The sequence below is a fragment of the candidate division WOR-3 bacterium genome (assembly GCA_039801725.1).
GTDB lineage: Bacteria > Hydrothermota > Tepidihabitantia > Tepidihabitantales > DTDR01 > DTDR01.
Map to the genome: position 1 here is coordinate 12402 of JBDRVE010000018.1, position 20689 is coordinate 33090.

A 20689-nucleotide genomic window follows, 5' to 3' on the forward strand; every position below is an offset into this window, starting at 1 on the left:
CCGACCCAAATATGACTTGGTATGGCTATGAAACAAGAGATTATAGTGGAATTGGTAGCGGAACCTATGAAGCAAGAGTTTATCTTTATGTTATGAACACGGCAATTACTGGTAATTATTTGGTTGATTACCGAACAGGAAGTTCTTACCATAACCATTTATATTTGGATAGTATTTTAAACTGTCCTTTGAGAATTTTGAGTAGCAGTATTAAAGAAAGTGAAAAAAGAGAGATAACAAAGAATTTTGATATTACTGGCAGAAGAATTGGAAATAAAACTAAAATCTATTTTATCAAAGGGAAAAAGATTTTAGATTTGATAAAAAATTAATTTTAAGTTATAATTTTTATTTAATAAAAGGAGAAGAAGATGAAAAGAATAATTATTTCTTTAATTTTATTATTAAGTTTTCTTTTTTCTAAGGAATATTTAGTCGTAGTGAAAATTGAAGAGGCTTCTCATTATGATAATCTAAATAACCTAAAAGAATTTATTCCTGTTGCCTTGCTTGATTATTCGGTTATCGGTAGAATTAGCGAGCAGGATTTAAATAAACTCACTAATTTTCATTACCAAATTCTTTATCCAATAGAATTGAAAGATAACGAAGCCTTTTATCTTTTATACTACCCAAAAGAAAATGAAGATTTATCTTTGATAAAAAAGGATTTAGAGAATTATTGTGAAGTTCTTTATAATGAGGGTCAAACTTTTTTAGTTAAGATTGATTTAGCGAAAATAAGTTCCCTACGGGAGTTTGAATTATGCTATTTATCTTTAAGACCAATTATTTTACCAAAATCAGACGAGATAATATGGGAAAGTAAGAAGCCGGAGATTTTAAATATATCCCAGCCTAATCCAATAATTCAAGAGGTAATTGACAGGATAACACCGAGCGAACTTGCTGAATTAATTAGGCAGTTGAGTGGTGAAAAGAAGTGTTTTGTTTTAGGCGATTCGGATTCAATCTCTACCCGCTACGCAACAACCCAAAAGAATTCAAGAGCAATTTATTGGTTTTATGAAAACCTCTTATCTTTCAATTTAGATTCAGTAATTTTTGACCCTTTTAGCCATTCACAAGGAAATGATAGCAATGTTATTGGTGTAAAGAAAGGAAGAATTTATCCCGATATCTATTTTATTGTTGGTGGTCATATTGATAATACCTCTGAATCACCACAAACTTATGCTCCTGGTGCCGATGATAATGCCAGTGGTGTTCTTGCTGCTTTGATTGCTGCTAAATATTTAAAAGATATTCCCTTTAAATACACAATAAAATTTATGGCTTGGAATGCCGAAGAACTTGGTCTTTACGGAAGTCAGGCACATTCCCAAAGAGTAAGGCTCCAAGGTGATTCCATATTAGGTGTTCTAAATTGTGATATGATTGCCTGCGAAATTTCTAATTTAGATTCGGTAAAGATTTATACTGGTCAAAGGATAACATCAAGGGCAATTGGCGAGACTGCCTTTGTTGTCAATCAAAGATATAATATTGGCTTAAATGTTAGAAGAAGCACTTATATGCAAGCAAATTCTGACCACTATCCTTATTATCAGCAAGGATACAATTCTGTCCATTTCTTTGAAGACGATTTCTGTCCGGATTATCACACAACGAGAGATAGAATTAATAGTTCTTGGTTTGATACCATTTATTATTGTAAGGTTGTGAAATTGGTTGTTGCCACTTTGGCTACCTTAGCAATTCCTGATACCGAGATTAGTTATCTCAGTGAAAATAAAATTATAAGTAGTAAAAAATTAAATAAAGGTATAAAAGGCGAAATTTATAATATCTTTGGTCAAAAGATAAAGAGAGAGAATATCAAGAAAGGGATATATTATTTAAAGGAAGATATTGATTTTAGGAAGATTATATTGTTAAAATAATATGGAGATATGCCGAGGTGGCGGAACTGGCAGACGCGGTAGGTTCAGGACCTACTGGCGAAAAGCCGTAGGGGTTCAAATCCCCTCCTCGGCATTAATTCTTATATTTTATAAATATAGATAAATTAAAGCCCTTTTATTATCTTCTTTTCTATTTTTAATATTTATCCTTTTATAAAGAAAATAAATTGCCAAAAAGATTGTTATAAGAAAAATAATTCTATACTATCTCCTATACTATTCCCCCAACGGATTTTATAATTATTAACCGATAGCAATCACTAAACCAAACACCTCTTTTGCTTTATTTTCTAATAATACCTTAGCACAACTATTTAAAGTAGCACCGGTTGTCATTACATCGTCAATTAAAATTATTCTTTTATTTTCAATATTATAGTTATTATTAAAAGCAAAGGCATTTTTAACATTTTCTATTCTTTTTTCTTCTTTCAGTTTTGTTTGGCTTTTTGTATTTTTCTTTCTAATAAGGCAGTTTAAAACTTCTTTATTTGTTATTTTACCTATCTCTTTTGCCAAAATTTCACTTTGGTTATACCCCCTTTCTCTTAATTTTGCTTTATGTAAAGGAACCGGAACTAAGCAATCACAACTTTTTAAGTAATAATCATTAACTATTATATTACTTAATGCTTTTCCAAGGGTTTCTTTTAAAAATATTCGGTGATGATATTTGAATTCGTGGATAAGGTTATTAAAAGGGATAGTAAAATAACCTAAGGCATAAATTCTAATTTTTCTATTTACTATTATTGGTTGAGAAAAGATTTTTTGATGGCAAGAAGGGCAGATTTTTTCACCATTAGTAATTTTTAAACAACCAAAACAGAGAGGTGGAAAGAAAAAATCATAGAAAGATTTTAAGATTTTTAAAATCATTTTTTAAGACGGGAAAGAAAGAGAATAAGGGCAATTACCATTAAGGAAAGAGAGATTATTTGATTTGTTAGAAAGTTTAATTTATCTTCGTAATATCTTAAAAAATCAATGAGAAACCGAAAAAGACCGTAGAAAAATAGAAAGATAGAAAAAAGTAATCCCTCTTTTTTTATTATTCTTGTTTTTTCTAAGCGGAGAATAATAAAAAAGAGGATAAACCCAAAAAAACTGGAATATAATTGAGTAGGATGGATTTTGATATTAAAAAAGGTTGAGCCAGCAGGTGAATCGGGTGGAAAGATAACTCCATATTCACAAGGTTTACCAAAACAACAGCCATTTAAAAAACAGCCAATTCTTGTAAGACCTTCTCCTAAAGCAATCGCTGGTGAGATACTATCAAGCATTTTTAAAATTGGCAACCTATTTTTCTTAGCATAAATTAAGCCAGAAAGGAATCCGCCAATAAAACCACCAAAAAACATTAAACCACCAAGACCACCACGCCAGAAAGCGATAATTCCAATCAAATCGTTTTTAAATTCATCCCAATGATTTAATACGTATAATATCCTTGCACCAATTACTACACCAATAAGGATATAAACCGCCAGATTAACAATTATATCCTCTTTCACACCAAATTTTTTTGCTCTTTTTTGGGTTAATTTTATTCCTAAAATAAAAGAGATAAAAAGCATTAAGCCATAGGAATATAAAGAAAAATTACCAATTTTTAAAAGTACCGGATACATTGGATAAATATAATAAACTTTTAATTAATGTCAAAGATTTAATCAAAGAATTTTAGGCAGGTTTTTATAAAAAGGAGGATAAACTATTCCCTTTTCGGTAATAATTGCGCTTATTAATTTATTTTCAGTTACATCAAAGGCTGGATTATAACATTCAATCTCTTTTGGCGCCAGATAATAATCCTGAATTTTTATTATCTCTTCTTTGCTTCTCTCTTCAATTATTATCTCTTTACCGGTTTTTATATTTTTATCAATTGTTGAAGTGGGGCAGGCAACATAAAAAGGTTTTTTATAATATCTTGCACAGATTGCTAATGTCTTTGTACCAATCTTATTTGCCGTATCACCATTTAAAGCAACCCGATCGGCACCAACTAAAACTAAATCAATATCTTTCATTATCACTCCTACCATATTATCAGTAATTAATATTGGTTTAATATTTTTAAAAGGAGAATTTAAAATTTCAAAGGTAGTTAATCTCGCACCTTGCCATAAAGGTCTTGTCTCACAGATATAACAGGTAATTTCTTTCCCTTTTTTTGCCGCATAAAAAATTATGCCTAAAGCGGTACCAATACCACCGGTTGCTAAATGGCCGGTATTACAAATTGTTAAAATTTTCGCTTTCTTGGGAATTAATTTATCACCATATTGAGCAATCTTTAAACAATTATTTATTTCTTTTTGATGGAAATATAAAACGCGTTTTTTAATTTTTTCCTTTATTATCCCTGCCTCCTTCTCTTTTTTTATAATCTTTTCTAAATCTTCTAACACATAAAAAAGATTTTTGGCAGTTGGTCGGGTATTTTTTAATTGGGAAATTGCCAAAAGAAGGTTTTCTTTTAAATTATTTTTAATTTTCTGTGATAAGAAATAAACTCCGTAACCAGCAACTACTCCAATTAAAGGTGCTCCCCGAACTTTTAATTCCTTTATTGCCCTTATTAAATCAGATATTTCTTTTATTTCTATATAATTGATTTCGTTCGGTAATTTTGTTTGGTCTAAAAGGAAAAGGGAATTATTTTTAAAATAAAAAGCCGGATAGGGGAATTTAATAACCTGCCTTTTTTCCCCCATCCGGCTTTCCTTATTACTTCAAAAGTTCTTTTAATTGTTTGGCAGCACGGAAATATACTTTTTTCTTTGCTGGAATATCAATAATCTCACCGGTTTTCGGATTTCTTCCTTTTCTTGCCTTTGTTTTCCGAACACCAAATATTCCTAAGCCAGGAATTGCCATTTTGTCATTTTTCTTCACCACTGTTCGCACCGCATCAATAAAAGATTCTAAGCAAGCACTGGCTTGTTTTTTGGTTAAACCCACATCCTTAGCAATTTTTTCAATCAATTCCGCTTTTTTCATAATTCCTCCTTTTTAAATAAATAACCATTGCTAATATTTTAAGTAAATCTACCTTTCTGTCAATAAGAAAAAATATAGATTTTTCAAGGGAAATTTATTATTTGTTTTAATATTGACATTAAATTTGATTAGCAAGATTGGTTGACTTTAAAGAATATTTTATTAAAATTCTCTTATGAAAAATTTAACTCCTTTATTATCTCCCCAAACTATTGCGGTAATTGGTGCTTCCACTAAAAAGGGAAGCATTGGTAATATAGTTTTTTCTAATATATTACTTTCTGGCTATACTGGAGTTGTTTATCCAGTTAATCCTAATGCGAAAAGTGTTTTGGGAGTGAAGGCCTACCCTTCGGTTTTAGATGTCCCTGATGAAATTGATTTAGGGATAATTATTGTTCCGGCAGCAATTGTGAAAGATATTTTGGAAGATTGTGGTAAGAAAGGAGTAAAAAGTGTTATAGTTATTTCTGCTGGTTTTCGGGAAATTGGTGAGAAGGGAGCTCTTTTAGAGGAAGAGATAAAGAAGATTGCCCAGAAATATAATATTCCTTTGTTAGGTCCCAATTGTTTTGGGATTATTAATGCTTCGCCAAAAGTAAGATTGAATACAACTTTTGGTCGGGTAATGCCTAATTTTGGAAATATCAGTTTTCTAACCCAAAGCGGTGCGGTTGGTGCCACTGCTTTAGAATTGGCATCGGCTTACGAAGTTGGTTTTTCTCTTTTTGTCTCTTTTGGTAATAAGGCAGATGTGAATGAAAACGATTTGCTTTTATATTTAAAAGAAGATGAGGAAACAAAGGTGATTTTATTATACTTAGAGGATTTAACTTCACCAAGAGAGTTCTTAGAAATCACCAGAGATATAACAACTAATTATAAAAAACCAATTTTGGCAATAAAGGCAGGAAGGACGGAAGCAGGTCAAAGGGCGGCTTCTTCTCATACTGGTGCTTTAGCCGGAAGTGATGAGATTTATAATGCCTTCTTAGACCAATGTGGGATTTTAAGAGTTGATAAAATTGAAGATTTATTTAATTATGCCAAGGCTTTTGCTTATCAACCTTTGCCTAAAGGAAGAAGGGTGGGAATTATTACTAATGCTGGCGGAATTGGAGTAATGGCAGCAGATGCGGCTGCTCTTAAAGGTTTAGAAGTGACAAGATTTACAAAGGATACTGAGGAAAAATTAAAAAAGATTTTACCACCTCAAGTAAATATTGCTAATCCTTTAGATGTTGTTGGTGATGCTGACGAAGAAAGATATATCCAATCTTTGAAAGCAATTTTAGAAGATGAAAATATCGATGCCGTAGTTGCTAATTGGACACCAAGTATTATGGCGGAAACTAAAAGGATTGCGAAAAGAATTAGCGAGATTGCTTTACATTATAATAAACCAATTTTTGCTTCTCTTTTAACATTAGAAAACCCAAAAGAAGTTATTGAAATCTTATGGGAAGCGAAAGTTCCTTATTATTCTTTTCCAGAAGAAGGTTGTGCAGCTTTGGCATTAATGGTGAAATTTAAGGAGTGGACCGAAAGAAAATTAACAGAGATAAAAAAGTTTGAAGATGTGCGTACAGAAAAGGTGGCAGAGATTTTAGCAAAGTATAAAGATAAAAAATTTATTTTAGAACCGGATGGGTATGAGATTTTAAAAGCCTATAATATTCCGGTAATGCCTTATTTTGTTGTTAATTCCTTAGAGGAATGTATCGAAAAGGTAAAGACTTTGGGTTATCCGGTTGTGTTAAAAGTTGTATCTTTTGATGTTCTTCACAAAACTGAGGCGGGAGGAGTTTTTATTGACATTGAAGATGAAGAGGAATTGAAGGAAAAATATGAATTATTAATAAATAATATGAAAAAGAAAAATTTTAATATTGAAGGGATTTTGTGTCAAAAAATGGCGGAGGAGGGAGTAGAGACAATTATTGGTGCTAAAAAGGATAGGATATTTGGTAATGTCGTGATGTTTGGTATGGGTGGAATTTATGTTGAAGTTTTTAAAGATGTTTCTTTTCGGGTATGTCCAATGAGAGAACTTTCTGCCTACCATATGATTGAAGAGACCAAAGGTTATCAAATATTAAAAGGTGCTCGTAAAGGGAAGGTTTATTCTATAGATACAATTGCCGAAGTTTTGATGCGGCTTTCCCAATTAGTTTGCGAATTTAATAATTTTTTAGAAATTGATATCAATCCTTTTATTGTTTATGAAAAAAATAAAGGAGGTTATGCCTGTGATGCCCGATTTATCTTATGTTAAAGATTACTTTGATTTAAGAATTGAAGAGAGTGAAACAACCTCTCTTCAATTCCGAGGAAAGGAATTGGAAGTTATTCAGAGAAATTTTGAACGGGGTGGTTTCTTACGGATTTTTAAAAGAGGTAACTGGCTCTCGGCTTCTTTTAACGATGTGGAAAAGCAGATCAATAGAGAAAATGTTGAGATTCTTTTAAAAGATGCTGAATTATTAAGACCTAAAGAGGGAAATTTAACCTTACTACTTCCCAAGGAAGATAAGCGGAGTTACAAATTAATCGACCAAGAAGAGTTATTAAATTACAAATTTGATTTGTTAAGAAAATACAATAATATTTTGCTTTCACACCCAAAAATTGTTACTACAAATGCGATTTATAATGACCGGTTGGTAAGAAAGATTTTTTATTCTAAGGATGGTCGAGAGATAGATTACACAATCTTTTACTATTCTATCTATCTAGTAGCAATAAGCCGCGATGGGAATAATATTTGTGATTACGGATTGGGAATTGGTCGTTCCCGAGTTTTAGAAGATGGTGTTTCTATAAAAGAATTATTAAAAGATTTAGAAAATAAGGAAGAGGAAATTGAGAAAATAGTTAAAATTGCGGTTGATTTACTTTCTGCCGAACCGGTAGTGGGCGGTATTTACGATGTGATTATTGACCAGAGATTAGCCGGTGTTTTTGCCCACGAAGCCTTTGGCCATTTATCGGAAGCCGATCATATTTATACCAATGAAAAGTTAAAAAAATTGATGGCAATTGGTAATCAATATGGTATTGAAGAATTAACCATTGTTGATGATCCCCAATTACCGAATGAAAGGGGAAGTTATCTTTACGATGATGAAGGAACGGAAGCAAAGAAAACTTACCTCATAAAAGAAGGGAAAATTGCTGGTCATTTACATTCCAAAGAAACAGCAGCAAAAATGGGAGAAGAATTGACCGGTAATGCCCGAAGTATCTCTTATCGCCATCCACCAATTGTCCGAATGTCCAATACTTATATTGAACCAAGGGATAAAAGTTTTGAAGAACTTCTTTCTCTTTTAGATAACGGTTTATATGTCTGTGGTGCTCGTGGCGGTCAAACGGAATTAGAAAATTTCTCTTTTGCTTCTCAATATGCTTACGAAGTAAAAAAGGGTAAGTTAGGAAAAATGATCAGGGATGTGACTATCTGTGGCAATGTCTTTGAGACATTAAAAAACATCAAAGGGATTGGCAATGATTTAAAAATTTATGGTGGCAGTTGCGGTAAAGGAAGTCAATATCCTTTGCCGATTGGTGACGGCGGACCGCACATATTAATAAAAAATGTAATAATTGGAGGCAGATAATGGTGATAGAAGATTTAAAAGAACTTTTGAAAGATAAAAATATTATTTACGATATATTTTATGAAGAAGGACACCAAGAAAGTTTTCAATTTCGGGGAGATGAGCCCTATTCTTGCGAAAAGAAAGAGAGAAGAGGGGTGGGTTTAAGGGTGATTAAAGATGGTCGAATTGGTTTTTCTTCTACTTCCGATTTTTCTAAATTAAAGGAATTAGTTGATACTGCTTTAACCCTTTCTTTTTACGGTGAAAAAGTTAATATAAAATTACCTTGGGAAAAAGATTTACCAGAAGTGAAGACAATTTCTAATAAGACAAGTTTAATAAAAAGTGAGAAACTCTATTCAATGGCTGTAGAGTTAATCTCTTTAATCAAAGAAAAAGAGCCAGAAGTAAAAATTGACCTTTCTATTGAGAAAGAATACCAATATGTCCGATTGGCAAATAGTGAAGGTTTTGATGCTTCTTATGAGAAGATAATTTTGGGGTTTGGTTTTGATGGACTATTAGTTTTAGAAGACGGAATAACTTGGCTTTCTGATTTCTATAATCTTTCGGAGAATCCTGAATTAGATTTAAAAAAGGTTAGTGAAGATTTTTGCCAATTAATAAAGATTGCTAAAAGAAAGGTAAAAATAAATACTGGTGAGTATAAGGTAATTTTAATGCCGATACCGGCTGCCCATTTTTTCTCTATTTTATTTGTTGGTGCTAATGGTAAACAATTAGAAAAGAATGCTACTCCTTTAGTTGATAAAGAAGGAAAACAGATTGCACCCGCTTTTTTAAATATTGTTGACAATGGAATTTATCCTTTTGGATATAACACAGCTCCTTTTGATGGCGATGGAATAAAAAGAAGAAGCACAAAAGTGATTGAAAATGGCATTTTTTCTAACTTCCTTTTTGATTTAATAACTGCTCAGAAATTAAATCGGAAATCAACTGGTAATAGTGAACGAAGTTATGAAAGTATGCCCAGAATTCAAGCTACCAATATTTATGTTGAGCCATCTCAAGACTATCCATTAACAAAAATAATAAAAGAGATAAAAGAAGGGATAATCGTTTATTATATGCTTGGTGCTGGTCAATCAAATGTTTTAGCGGGTGAATTTAATTGGGTGATTAACTTGGGATTTAAAATTGAAAATGGTGAGATTATCGGTCGGATAAAAGATTGTATGTTTGCGGGAAATTTATATGAATATCTAAATAAAATTATTTTAATTGGCAGCGAAATCAAAGATTTGGGTAATTATTTTCTTCCACCCATTGTATTAGATAAATGTAAAATAGTAAGTAAAGAATAGATTAACCCAAAAGATTTTGACATTTATCGGTTTTTTATTATAATTTTTCTATGAGAAAAATAATTTTATTAATCTTTTTATTTAATTTTTGTTTTAAACCTTCAATTATTAGTGGTCAAACAAAACCCTATGATGTTTTAATACGGAGCGGTAAGATTTATTTACAAAATCGACAATATGAGAAGGCAAAAGAGATGTTTGAAGAAGCCGTTTCTCAAAGACCCGAGGATCCGGACGGAAATTTTTATTTGGCAATAACTTTAATCTCTTTGGGCGATTATCTTAATGCTGCCCGATATCTTTTGGTACCGGTTAATGATAATAATTATTTAAAAAAGATTCAAAAAGATGAGAATTATAAATTAACCTGTTGGTCCTCTTTGATTGAGGCATCCCAGAATTATTTAGCAAATAATAAATCAGATTCAGCTTTAATTTATGCGAAAGGTGCTTTAATCCTTGATCCGGAAAGACCTTTTAATTATACTTTGCTTTCCCAAATTTATGCCAATCTGAAAATGTTCGATTCCCTTTATGTTCTTGCTCAAAATATGATAAGTAAAGATGCTAATTCGCCACAGGGTTATTCTTTATTAGGCAGTTATTATTTAGCGAAAGAAGACTACGATAATGCATTAAATTCTTTTGAAAATTCTATCAGAAATTATGAGAGAAAGATTAGCGAAGAGAAAGATAAATTAGCCGAACTTTTAAAATTAAAAGAGGAGAAAGAAAAGGTAATAAAGAAATTACTTAATTATCAAAGTGAGAAGAAAATAAAAGAATTTGAGAGTTATCTAAAAGATAGTCTGAAATTTAGAAGTGGAATTGAAAAGGTTGCCCAGTTAGTTTTAGAAATCAGCAGTCTAAATCAAGAATATACTCAAAATCTTTTAAGGGTTGGCTTAATCCAAATGCAAAAGAAGAAGGAAAAAGAAGCGGTGAATACTTTCAAAAAATTATGGGAAGTAGACGAAAAAAATTATGATGCCCTTTTTTATTTAGGCGCTAATTATTATACTCTTTCTTTGTACGATAGTTGTCGGATAACTTTTGAGAATTTAATTTCTTTGATTCTCCGTTGGCCAACCGAAGAAGAGAAGTTAAAAATTAAGGATCTGATTACTGATACTTCCTTAAATTATTTAGAACTTCCTTCCCAATTTTCACCTTATCTATATTATTTAACAAAAGATAATTCCCTTTCTATTTTGGCACCAGAAAGATTAGAAAACGTTTATATGATTCTTGGCGGTGCCTATGCCCAATTGGCTAAATTAGAAAACAAGCCCACTTATTATGATTCGGCTATTAAATATTTTGAGAAAATTATTTTAATAAATCCAAAGAATTTGGATGCTTATCAAAACTTGGCAGTTGTCTATCGGGATAAAGGAGACAGAGAGACAGCAAGAAAATATTTAGAAAAGAAAATGAAATTAGAGAAGGAGTTAAAATGAAAATGATATTAAATATTTTAATTGTTATTTTATTGGCTGGTCTTTTATATGTTTTAATTTACCCTCAATACGAAGAGAGCAAAATTCAACAGGTGAGAATTGCTTGTGATTCCAGTATCGCCTCGGTTATTTATTTTGTTGCCCAAGATACCGAATTTTTTAAAGCCGAAAGAATTGAGCCGGTTTTTGTTTTCTATAGTAATCCTAACGAAGGATTGGAAAAACTCCTCAAAAAAGAATGTGATATCGGAATTTTCCCATGGTTGACCGTTTTTGATTATATGAAAAATAAAAACGAAACTTTAATGGTCTTTACTTCTTATGAATTTCAATCAGGGATTACAGTTGATGCGATAATTATAAATCAAATAAAATTAAAATTAAAAGATAAAATAGTTTTTACTGTTTTAAATAATAAAAAATTTGGTGTTCCTTTTGGTTATTTAGAAATCGTCAAAGAAATTTTAAATCGAATGGGAGTAGATGTTAAAAAAGTCAATTTTGTTGAGGGTAGTTTTGGTGAGATATATGATAAGTTTTTAAAAGGTGAGATTGATGCGGGATTATTTATTGAACCTTATCGTTCGTTATTAATAGAACAAGGTTATTCTTCTTTGTTTGAAGGTCCATTACCCAAAATTTATATGCCCGCTTATCCGGGTTATGCGATTGGATTTTCTAAAGAATTTTTTAATAAGAAGAGAAGAATATGTGCTAAAATAAAGAAAATTACCGATGGGGCGATTGCGATAATTAATAAAGATGCTAAATATGCTCGTCAAGTATATCAGAAATATTTTCAATTTGCTTCTGAAAATGTGCGCTTACCGGATATTCAAAAAACTAGCGCGATGAATAAAGGAGCAATTATTTCTTTATTTAGAAAACTTTATAACGAAGAACCCGATACCACTATTCTCTTTGCCAAGCCTTATCAACTACAATTATAGAAAAGGGGGTTGTGCTAAAGCGGGGGGTTGGCGGTCCCCTGTAACCCGAAACCCGCCTTATGCGGGGCTGACAGGACAAGTTGAGGGGAAAAGTAATGGGTGTCTTTAATAAAAAGGAGGCGATGAAGGCCGGGTCTGACAAAGGCATAACCTACGAACCCCGCCAGGGCCGGAAGGCAGCAACGGTAAGTAGGAAATATGTCGGTTGTCAGGGTGCCTGGTTGGAGCCTTTCTTTTTATTAAAGCCCCATTATTTTTTCTCGAACTTGTCGCACAACCCCCATTAAATCATATTTGTAAACTTGATTCTCTTCTTTTTATTAAAAGTTTGACTTTAAGACTTTATTTTTTATAATTAAAACATATGGAGCGGAAAGTTTTTTCTTTAAAGTATCGACCAAAGACTTTTGATGAGATCTGTGTTCAAGAGGTGGTTGTTAAAACTTTAAAAAATGCGATTTTGAGTAATAAGATTCATAATGCCTATTTGTTTTCTGGCCCCAGAGGCACCGGTAAAACAACTACTGCCAGAATCTTTGCCAAAGCACTAAATTGTGAAGAAGGGATGACAATAAATCCTTGTAATCGATGCAAGATTTGTAAAGAAATTGATAATTCTAATTCTTTGGATGTAATTGAGATTGATGGTGCTTCTAACCGGGGAATTGACGAAATAAGAGAATTAAGAGAAAAAGCAAAGTTTAATCCAATTAAGGGTAGATTTAAAATTTATATTATTGACGAAGTCCACATGTTGACAACTGAAGCCTTTAATGCCCTATTAAAAATTTTAGAAGAGCCGCCACCTTATGTGAAATTTATCTTTGCCACTACTAATCCAACAAAAGTTCCTAAAACAATAATCTCTCGTTGCCAAAGATTTGATTTTCGAAAAGCAACAGTTAATGAAATTGTTGCTCGTTTAAAAACGATTGCTCAAAAAGAAAATATTATCTTAGAAGAAGATGCTTATTATCAGATTGCTAAAAGAGCCGATGGAGCGATTAGGGATGCGGAGGTGATATTAGAGCAAGTTTCGGTCTTTGCTTCTCAGCCAATTAAAGGAGAGGATGTGGAGAAACTTTTAGGGGTGGTTCCGGAAAGAGTAATTTTTGAATATTTTGAAGAATTAAAGAAAGCCGATATAAAAGAAGTTTTAAAATTTTTAGTTAGAATCGAACAAGAAGGAAGAGATCCTTTTGAATTTTATAAAAGTATCGTCCAAGCCTTTCGGACAATTCTTTTAATAAAAAATGAATTACCAAAAAAGGCATTAGGAATTACCGAGGAGGAGTATCAAGAGTTTACTCAGATTGGCAATCTTTTTTCTGATCAAGAGATATATGAGATGATAAATATTTTGATTGGCTATGAAAGATTATTGAAATATACCTCTTTTCCGGAGATTGTTTTGGAAAATTTAAGTTTATCTTTATTAAAATATTTTAAATTAAAGAAAGAGATGGGATTAATTTCCTTGGGTAAAATTTATAGTATTTCACCAAAGATCGCCGGAATATTAGAAGATACAATTATCAAAGAAATTGATAATATAGTCAATATTTATTATCAACCTTTTAAAGGCAAATTAACACTTTTACAAGAGCACGAAGAAGAGATAAAAGAAGTCTTACAAAAGATTTTGAATAAAGAAATAATGATAAAATTTATTCAAAGAGAAATTAAAGAAGAAAAAAAGATTTCTGAAATATTGGATAAGACCTTTGAAGGATTTGAAGAATTAGCATGAATGAGGAGTTTAAGAAAATATTAAGATTTTTAGAAAAACTACCGGGAATCGGCAAAAGAAGTGCTCAGAGAATTGCTTTTTATCTTTTAAAAATGGAGGATAGGGAAATAAAGGAATTTACCAGTTCTTTAATTTCAGCAAGGGAAAATTTGAGAATTTGTGAAGAATGTTTTAATTATAGCGAAGAAAAAATTTGTAAAATTTGTCAAAATGAAAATCGAGATAATAGTTTATTATGTATTGTTGAAGAGCCTTCCCATCTCTTTTTTATCGAAACTACTAAGGCTTATAATGGCAAATATTTCGTCCTTGGTGGATTATTGACGTCGGAAAAAGAAGAGATAATGAAAGAGAGAATAAATAAACTATTAGCGAAAGTAAAAAATGATAAATTGAAAGAGATAATTATCGCCTTAAATCCCACAACCGAAGGTGAAGCCACTTCTTATTATCTTTCTGACCTTTTAAAAGAATTTAATAAAAAGATAACCCGAATTGGTTTAGGACTTCCTTTTGGTTCTTCTTTAGAACTTGCTGATCCAATTACCATTACCAAGGCAATAGAAGGTAGAAAAGAGTTAGGTTAATTTTTTTAAAGGAGGAAAAGAATGCTTTTAGATATTTTTTTAAATCCAAGAAATTATTTTTTAAAATTAAAAGAAAAACCAGAATTTATTATCCCTTTAATTATTATTCTTGTTTTTACTTTGCTTCAATCTTATGTAGCAACTCGTTATACCAATGTTTCTGAAATCATTAAAAGAATGGAAGAAAGAGGAGCACCAAGAGAACAGATTGAAAAGGTGGAAGAATTTATGAGAAGACCAACAAGAGTTATTATCGGTTTAGTTAGTGCTTTAATCATTACTGTTATTTTCCTTCTAATAATCTCTTTAATCTTTAATTTTTCGCTTCCTTTATTAGGTAGTGAAGGTAATTTTATAAAGACCTTTGCGATTGTTTGTGGCGCGGGTTTGGTAACTGCCTTTGGTTCGTTAATTAGAAGTATTATAATTGTTCTTCGTCAATCACCATTTGTGACAACCAGTTTGGCATTATTTTTACCTACCGAAAAAGGACTTTTATTCAATTTTCTCTCTCGTTTTGATTTTTTTACAATTTGGCAGATAATTTTGATTGCCTTCGGTTTGAAAATAGTTTTTGATTTAAAAGGTAATAAATCTTATTATTTTGTGATTGGAATTTGGTTTTTGTGGGTTATTATTTCTACCTTTGTTTTCCGTGGACCAATGAGAGGTTAATTATTCCATTAGACTTCTGACCATTTTCAAATTCATCAAATCCCATTTGGTATCATTTTTTGGTGTTTCTAATATTGCTGGCAGATGTTTAAGTAGTGGATGGTTTAGAATAATTTTAAATCCTTCTTTACCAATTTTACCTTTGCCAATATGCCAATGCCTATCAACTCTGCTTCCCAAATCAGTTTTTGAGTCATTTAGATGTAAAAGATGTAATTTTCTTAAACCGATTAACTCATCCAATTCCCTTAATGTTTTATCTAAACCTTCTTTTGTGGCAATATTATAACCAGCCTCAAAAATATGGGCGGTATCAATAACAATCCCTACCCTTTCTTTATCTTCAACTAAATCAATTATCTTCTTAATACTTTCAAAGTTATAGCCAACTTCACTTCCCATTCCGGCAGTATTTTCTAAAAGAAGCATCACATTATTTTTCACTTTAGAAAAGGCTTCGTTTATTCCAAGGGCAACGTTTTTCAAAGCGGTCTCTTCGTCAGTGGCCATTCTTTTGCCAATATGCATAACCACATAATTAGAACCTAAAATTTCTGCCCTTTCTAATTCGGCAATCAATGCCTGGATAGATTTTTTAAAAATTGTCTTTTTACCCGAAGCCAAATTTGGTAAATAAGGCATATGGACAAAAACAGGATAAATTTTATTTTCTTCAATCTCTTTTTTAAATATCTCAACTTCTTTTAAATTCAATTTAGAAACCCGCCAGCCCCTGGGATTTGTTGAAAAGATTTGAATTGTTTCACATTCTCTTTTCTTTGCCCTTTCCACTACTTTTTTGAATCCACCACTGATCGCAATATGAAACCCAATTCTCATAATTCCATTTTAATAAAATCAATTTAAAAGTCAAGAGTTACATAACTTAACTTTTATTTTTAAATTATTTTATACCTTTATTAAGTAAGAAATAAAAAGTATAATTAAATTTTTCTTTTAAAGATTTTTGTTTTTTCTATTCTTATTTTTAAATTTTTGATTTTTAGTTTAATCTTTAACCGCTCTCTTCTAACACTTTATTAAGACATTTAATAAAATACTCATTCTCTTTTGGTGTACCGATAGTAACCCTTAAGGCATTAGGAAAATCATATTCTTTTAAAGTTCGGGTAATCACTCCTAATTTTAATAGTTTTTCAAAGATAATTTGAGAATCGATAGAAAAGTTAAGAAAAATAAAATTGGCATAGGTTTCTAAGAAGAATACTTTTTTTATCTTTTCTAATTCTTTATATAGATATTTCTTTCCCATTTCGTTATTTTTGATACTTTTCTTTACAAATGCTTGATCATCCAAGGCAGCTGAGGCGGCAATTTGGGCAATTCTGTTTACATGGAAAGGATAACGAACTTTGTGTAAGGCTTGAATTATTTCTGGTTTGGAGAAACCGTAACCAATTCTTAAACCCGCCAGTCCATAAATTTTTGAGAAAGTTCTTAATATTAATACATTTTTCCCTTTTCTTAAATAACGAAAAGAATCGGGATATTTCTTTTCGAGGATATATTCATAATAGGCTTCATCAAGAATGATTAAGATATTATCCGGCACCTTTTCCATAAATTCATCGAGTTCCTTTTTATATACAATTGTTCCCAAAGGATTTATCGGATTATCTAAATAAATAATTTTAGTATTAGAAGTTATTGCCGCCAATATCCTTTCTAAATCATGGCGATAATCTTTTAGCGGTATCTCAATGCATTTTGCACCGGCTACTTGTGAGCCAATTTTTGCTAAAACAAAACTTCCCTTAGAAACGATAAGTTCATCGTTTGGTGGGTTTAGATAGGCAAGACAGGCAAGATAGATAAGTTCAACTGAGCCATTACCCAAAATAATACAATTTTCGTCAATTTGAAATTTTTCGCTCAGTTTTTTCCTTAGATAATAAGCGGTATCGTCTGGATAAAGGAAGCCTTCTTTGATTGCTTGCCTCATTGCTTTTAGTGCTTTTGGTGAGGTTCCTAAAGGATTTTCATTAGAAGCCAGTTTAATTACTTTTTTTAAACCCAATTCCCGGCAAACCTCCTCAATCGGTTTACCAGGACGATAAGGTTGAATTCTTTCTAAATCAACTCTTGGTTGAACCATTTTTATCCTCCCTTTTTAAAAATAAGAATATTATTCCACCAATTAATGAAAAGAAAAAATTAATTAATAAAAATATTAAACTTGCTAACCGAGCATTATTCTCTCCTAAATCGTTTCTAAAAAATATAGTAAAAGAATTCTCTCTAATTCCTAAGCCACCAATGGTGATTGGTAACATAGTAATAATACCAATCAAAGGAATATAAAGAAAATAAGGAAGGAGTTTCGGATTAGTATTTAATGACTTGGAACCAAAATACCAAACTAAGGAAAGAAAAAACTGGATAAGTAAAGAAAAACAGAAATTATAAAACATAGTTAATTGGTGGTTTTTAAAAACAATAATTGATAGATGAAGTTTTTCAATTTTTTCGCCAATTTTTAATATCCTTATTTTGGAATAGATTTTTTTAAATAATGAATAAAACTTTTCGGAAAATAAAATAAAAAGGATTAATAATAAAATCGAAGTGCCCAAAGCATTTAGCCAAAGATAATAAAGATTTTTATTTTCCAAAAAGATAAAAAAAGAGGCAATAAGGGCAAAGAAAAAAAGACCGATAAAGCCAATTGCCCTGTCAACAAAAACTGCGGAAAAAGCCGGTGATAATCCTTTTTCTTTTGTTGTATAAGCAATTCTAATCACATCGCCACCAATTGTTGTCGGTAAGATATTATTAAAAAATAAAGAGGCAAAATAGACTTTTAAAAGATAAGAAAAAGATGAATTAATTTCAATTGCCGAACAGAGCATTTTCCATCTGATGTTAGAAATTATGAGAAACATAAAAAAAGCAAAGTTTGCTAAGAATAGATAATAGAAATTTAACGTTTTTAATACCTTTAAACTTTCTTGAAAGTCAATCTTTTTCAAAAGATAATAAAGTAAGGTTATGGCGATAATAATCCTTAAATAATTAAAAACCTTTTTCATTTTATCCTTTTTTCGATCTCTTCTAATCTTTCAATAATGCTTGTTTGAACTTCTCCTATTAAACCTAAACTAAAAAATAATATACCCGCTAAAATTAATAAGATAACCAAATATAAAAGAGGTCGGTAGCCATGACCTAAAATCCTTAAAATTATTGATATCAAACCTACGATAAAACCAAGAAATAAAGAGAAAAGCCCAATTGTGCCAAAATAAAGCATCGGTTTTTTTAAGAAAGTTAATTGAAAGGCAACCGCTAATAAATCAAAAAAGCCAATTATTATCCTTTTTTTAGAAGAATACTTTGGAGTACCAAACATTCTTTTTCTTAATTTAACTGGAATCTCTCCGATTTTATAACCCAGATAATGGGCTAAAGGAACAATATAACGATGCCAATCTTTTCTTAATTTCATATTTAATAAAACCTCTTTTTTCATTACCTTCAAAGCATTTATATCCCGTACCGGTAATTTAAATAATAACCTTGCTAAGAAATTATAAGTTTTTGATACGAACTTCTTTTCATATTTACCTACTTTATAACCACAAACCAAATCATAGCCCTCTTCTATTTTTTTTACTAAATTGATAATATCTTCTGGTAGAAATTGTAAATCAGCATCATAAATACAGATAATATCACCTTCACAAGCCTTTAAGCCGGTAATAATTGCTTCGGTTTTTCCCTGATTTTTTAAATGTTTTAATATTTTAATATTGCTATATTTTTTTACCTCTTCAAGAGCCAATTCATAAGTTCCGTCATCACTACCATCATCAACCAAAACTATTTCATAATCGTCCGGCAATTTTTCTTTTAATTCCTTAAATAAAAAAGGAATATTATCTCTTTCATTATAAGCAGGTATAATAACCGATACTTTAAATCCCAAGTTATATTAAGTATAACTAAAAAATTAATTTTGTCAAGAGAAAAATTTAATTTTCTTAAATAATCACCAATTTTTTAATAATTATTTATAAATAATCTATTTTAAATGACTTATATTATCTCAAAAGTAAAAAAATAATTTTTATTTGGTTAAATAAAGTCTTTCAGTTATTTTATTATAATCAATTTCTTTTTTCTTTTATCTATTTCTAAAATATAAACTCCTTTTCTAAGTTTGTTAATATCTTTATAAACTCTTTTTCCTGTAATATCATAAATTTGAGTTAAAAATTTATTAGTAATTGGTTTATAATGAAAAGTATCTTCTTTTATATTTGAATTATCTAAGTATTTTATTACTATGCCATTACTAAAATTTAAATCACGGGTGGAAGATACTCCCCCAGCAATTATTTCGTTTCTGTTAACAATTGTTAATGCTTCAATCACCACGAGGGAATCGGGCAAGGAATAAATATGTTGCCACATCATCTCTCCCATTGAATTATATTTGATTAATTGCCATTTGTGAGTAAGTGGATTAAGAACTTCTAAGAAATTGCCTAAAAATATTTCACCATAGGGATTTACTTCCATACAGGTAGGCCAGTCCCAATTTCCATAAAAATAAATTCTATACCAATTGAGATTGCCATTTTGGTCATATTTGAGTAATCTTATTCCTAAATCCGGATAAGGACCATTGCCGGCAATTAAAATATTTCCAAAAGAGTCTAAAGCAATTTCTCCTCCGCTTGCTTCAATATCTCCTCTCACTATTAATGTATCTCCTAATGTATCTGCCTTTATAAAAGATATCCGAAATCCAAGTGGAGGTATAGTTCTTGTAAGAGTACCTGTGATATATAAATATCCGTCCATATTTTCTATTCCTTCAAAACAATGGTGATTAAATAATCTTTGCCAGAGTAAATTTCCCTCTTTATCATATTTTAATAAAATTCCGTACTCAGAACCGGTAGGATAATTGGGCACAACACGGCCGCAAACAAAAATACTATTATTTAAAAAGGTTATGTCTAGAAACTCCGCCAATCTTCCATAATAAAAATTTTTTCTAAAAATAAACTCTCCTTGTCCAGAAAATTTAGCAATAAAACCAAATCTTATTGTATCAGAAGGGATTACACCTATTGTCTCACCCAATCCTACTAAGTAAATATTTTCTTCATCATCAATTAATGCACCTGTTGGCCATATATCAAAACATTTTTGAGAAGAACTTTTTAAAAAGATAGAATCGCCATTTGGAGAAATTTTATAAAGAAAAATATTAGGAATGCTATCTATAAAAACACCAACAATTCCAATATTTCTATCAGGGAAAACGATAAAATTATTAATATAATCTCTTCTTCCAATATCAATCCTTTTTTCCCAAAGAATTTCTTGGGAGTAGGTAAAAGAGAAATAAAATAAAATGGGGGCGATAAGGCT

General features: G+C 30.8%; 19 protein-coding genes, 1 tRNA gene and 1 other RNA gene. 12 read left to right on the plus strand and 9 right to left on the minus strand.

All coding sequences use genetic code 11. The features are described from left to right. The 3 genes from ABIK75_04910 to ABIK75_04920 all read left to right on the plus strand — a co-directional run. Positions 1-332: hypothetical protein (locus ABIK75_04910; GenBank protein MEO0090428.1), on the plus strand; the 332-nt coding region annotated here is incomplete at its 5' end. A gap of 39 nt (positions 333-371) precedes the next feature. Further along, positions 372-1904: a M28 family metallopeptidase gene (locus ABIK75_04915; GenBank protein MEO0090429.1), complete on the plus strand. Its 1533-nt coding sequence runs from the start codon at positions 372-374 to the stop codon at positions 1902-1904. 11 nt (positions 1905-1915) lie between these two features. Beyond that, positions 1916-1998, plus strand: a tRNA-Leu gene (locus ABIK75_04920). A 170-nt stretch (positions 1999-2168) separates the two neighbouring features. Here ABIK75_04920 and ABIK75_04925 read toward each other — a convergent pair. The 4 genes from ABIK75_04925 to ABIK75_04940 are packed head-to-tail and all read right to left on the minus strand — an operon-like array spanning position 2169 to position 4934. Next, positions 2169-2804, minus strand: coding sequence for a ComF family protein (locus ABIK75_04925; protein ID MEO0090430.1), 636 nt, complete (start codon positions 2802-2804; stop codon positions 2169-2171). Beyond that, positions 2801-3568, minus strand: a complete 768-nt coding sequence (gene lgt / locus ABIK75_04930) for a prolipoprotein diacylglyceryl transferase (protein MEO0090431.1) — start codon at positions 3566-3568, stop codon at positions 2801-2803. The genes ABIK75_04925 and lgt overlap by 4 nt, the downstream gene beginning before the upstream one ends. Positions 3569-3601: 33 nt before the next feature. Next, positions 3602-4648, minus strand: a complete 1047-nt coding sequence (gene mtnA / locus ABIK75_04935) for an S-methyl-5-thioribose-1-phosphate isomerase (protein ID MEO0090432.1) — start codon at positions 4646-4648, stop codon at positions 3602-3604. A gap of 13 nt (positions 4649-4661) precedes the next feature. Next, complete coding sequence (locus tag ABIK75_04940; protein MEO0090433.1) at positions 4662-4934, minus strand: HU family DNA-binding protein; 273 nt, start codon at positions 4932-4934, stop codon at positions 4662-4664. A gap of 175 nt (positions 4935-5109) precedes the next feature. Here ABIK75_04940 and ABIK75_04945 point away from each other — a divergent pair, with 175 nt between their 5' ends. The 9 genes from ABIK75_04945 to ABIK75_04985 all read left to right on the plus strand — a co-directional run bounded on the left by ABIK75_04945 (position 5110) and on the right by ABIK75_04985 (position 15286). Then, entirely contained in the window at positions 5110-7209 is a 2100-nt protein-coding gene (locus tag ABIK75_04945; protein ID MEO0090434.1) for an acetate--CoA ligase family protein, read from the plus strand. Continuing rightward, entirely contained in the window at positions 7187-8554 is a 1368-nt protein-coding gene (locus ABIK75_04950; protein MEO0090435.1) for a TldD/PmbA family protein, read from the plus strand. The genes ABIK75_04945 and ABIK75_04950 overlap by 23 nt, the downstream gene beginning before the upstream one ends. Beyond that, complete coding sequence (locus ABIK75_04955; GenBank protein ID MEO0090436.1) at positions 8554-9864, plus strand: TldD/PmbA family protein; 1311 nt, start codon at positions 8554-8556, stop codon at positions 9862-9864. Before ABIK75_04950 ends, ABIK75_04955 begins: the two co-directional genes overlap by 1 nt. A gap of 50 nt (positions 9865-9914) precedes the next feature. Beyond that, positions 9915-11324: a tetratricopeptide repeat protein gene (locus ABIK75_04960; protein ID MEO0090437.1), complete on the plus strand. Its 1410-nt coding sequence runs from the start codon at positions 9915-9917 to the stop codon at positions 11322-11324. After that, positions 11321-12274 carry an ABC transporter substrate-binding protein gene (locus tag ABIK75_04965; protein ID MEO0090438.1) on the plus strand — a complete coding sequence of 318 codons (954 nt, stop codon included), beginning with the start codon at positions 11321-11323 and terminating at the stop codon, positions 12272-12274. The genes ABIK75_04960 and ABIK75_04965 overlap by 4 nt, the downstream gene beginning before the upstream one ends. Positions 12275-12283: 9 nt before the next feature. Next, positions 12284-12551, plus strand: an RNA gene (gene ffs, locus ABIK75_04970) — signal recognition particle sRNA large type. Positions 12552-12638: 87 nt separating this feature from the next. Then, positions 12639-14024 carry a DNA polymerase III subunit gamma/tau gene (gene dnaX / locus ABIK75_04975; protein MEO0090439.1) on the plus strand — a complete coding sequence of 462 codons (1386 nt, stop codon included), beginning with the start codon at positions 12639-12641 and terminating at the stop codon, positions 14022-14024. After that, positions 14021-14611, plus strand: coding sequence for a recombination mediator RecR (recR, locus tag ABIK75_04980; protein MEO0090440.1), 591 nt, complete (start codon positions 14021-14023; stop codon positions 14609-14611). The genes dnaX and recR overlap by 4 nt, the downstream gene beginning before the upstream one ends. 21 nt (positions 14612-14632) lie before the next feature. Then, positions 14633-15286, plus strand: a complete 654-nt coding sequence (locus ABIK75_04985; GenBank protein MEO0090441.1) for a YIP1 family protein — start codon at positions 14633-14635, stop codon at positions 15284-15286. Here ABIK75_04985 and ABIK75_04990 read toward each other — a convergent pair whose 3' ends face one another. From ABIK75_04990 to ABIK75_05010, 5 genes are all read right to left on the minus strand, one after another. Beyond that, positions 15287-16126, minus strand: coding sequence for a deoxyribonuclease IV (locus ABIK75_04990; protein MEO0090442.1), 840 nt, complete (start codon positions 16124-16126; stop codon positions 15287-15289). A 175-nt stretch (positions 16127-16301) separates the two neighbouring features. Then, entirely contained in the window at positions 16302-17402 is a 1101-nt protein-coding gene (gene hisC, locus ABIK75_04995) for a histidinol-phosphate transaminase (GenBank protein MEO0090443.1), read from the minus strand. Beyond that, positions 17383-18336 (minus strand): lysylphosphatidylglycerol synthase transmembrane domain-containing protein, encoded by a 954-nt coding sequence (locus ABIK75_05000; protein ID MEO0090444.1) that lies wholly within the window; start codon positions 18334-18336, stop codon positions 17383-17385. Before ABIK75_05000 ends, hisC begins: the two co-directional genes overlap by 20 nt. Beyond that, on the minus strand, positions 18333-19232 hold the full coding sequence (locus ABIK75_05005; protein MEO0090445.1) for a glycosyltransferase family 2 protein: 900 nt from the start codon (positions 19230-19232) through the stop codon (positions 18333-18335). The genes ABIK75_05000 and ABIK75_05005 overlap by 4 nt, the downstream gene beginning before the upstream one ends. A 167-nt stretch (positions 19233-19399) precedes the next feature. Further along, a partial coding sequence (locus ABIK75_05010) for a hypothetical protein (GenBank protein ID MEO0090446.1) occupies positions 19400-20689 on the minus strand: 1290 nt, incomplete at its 5' end.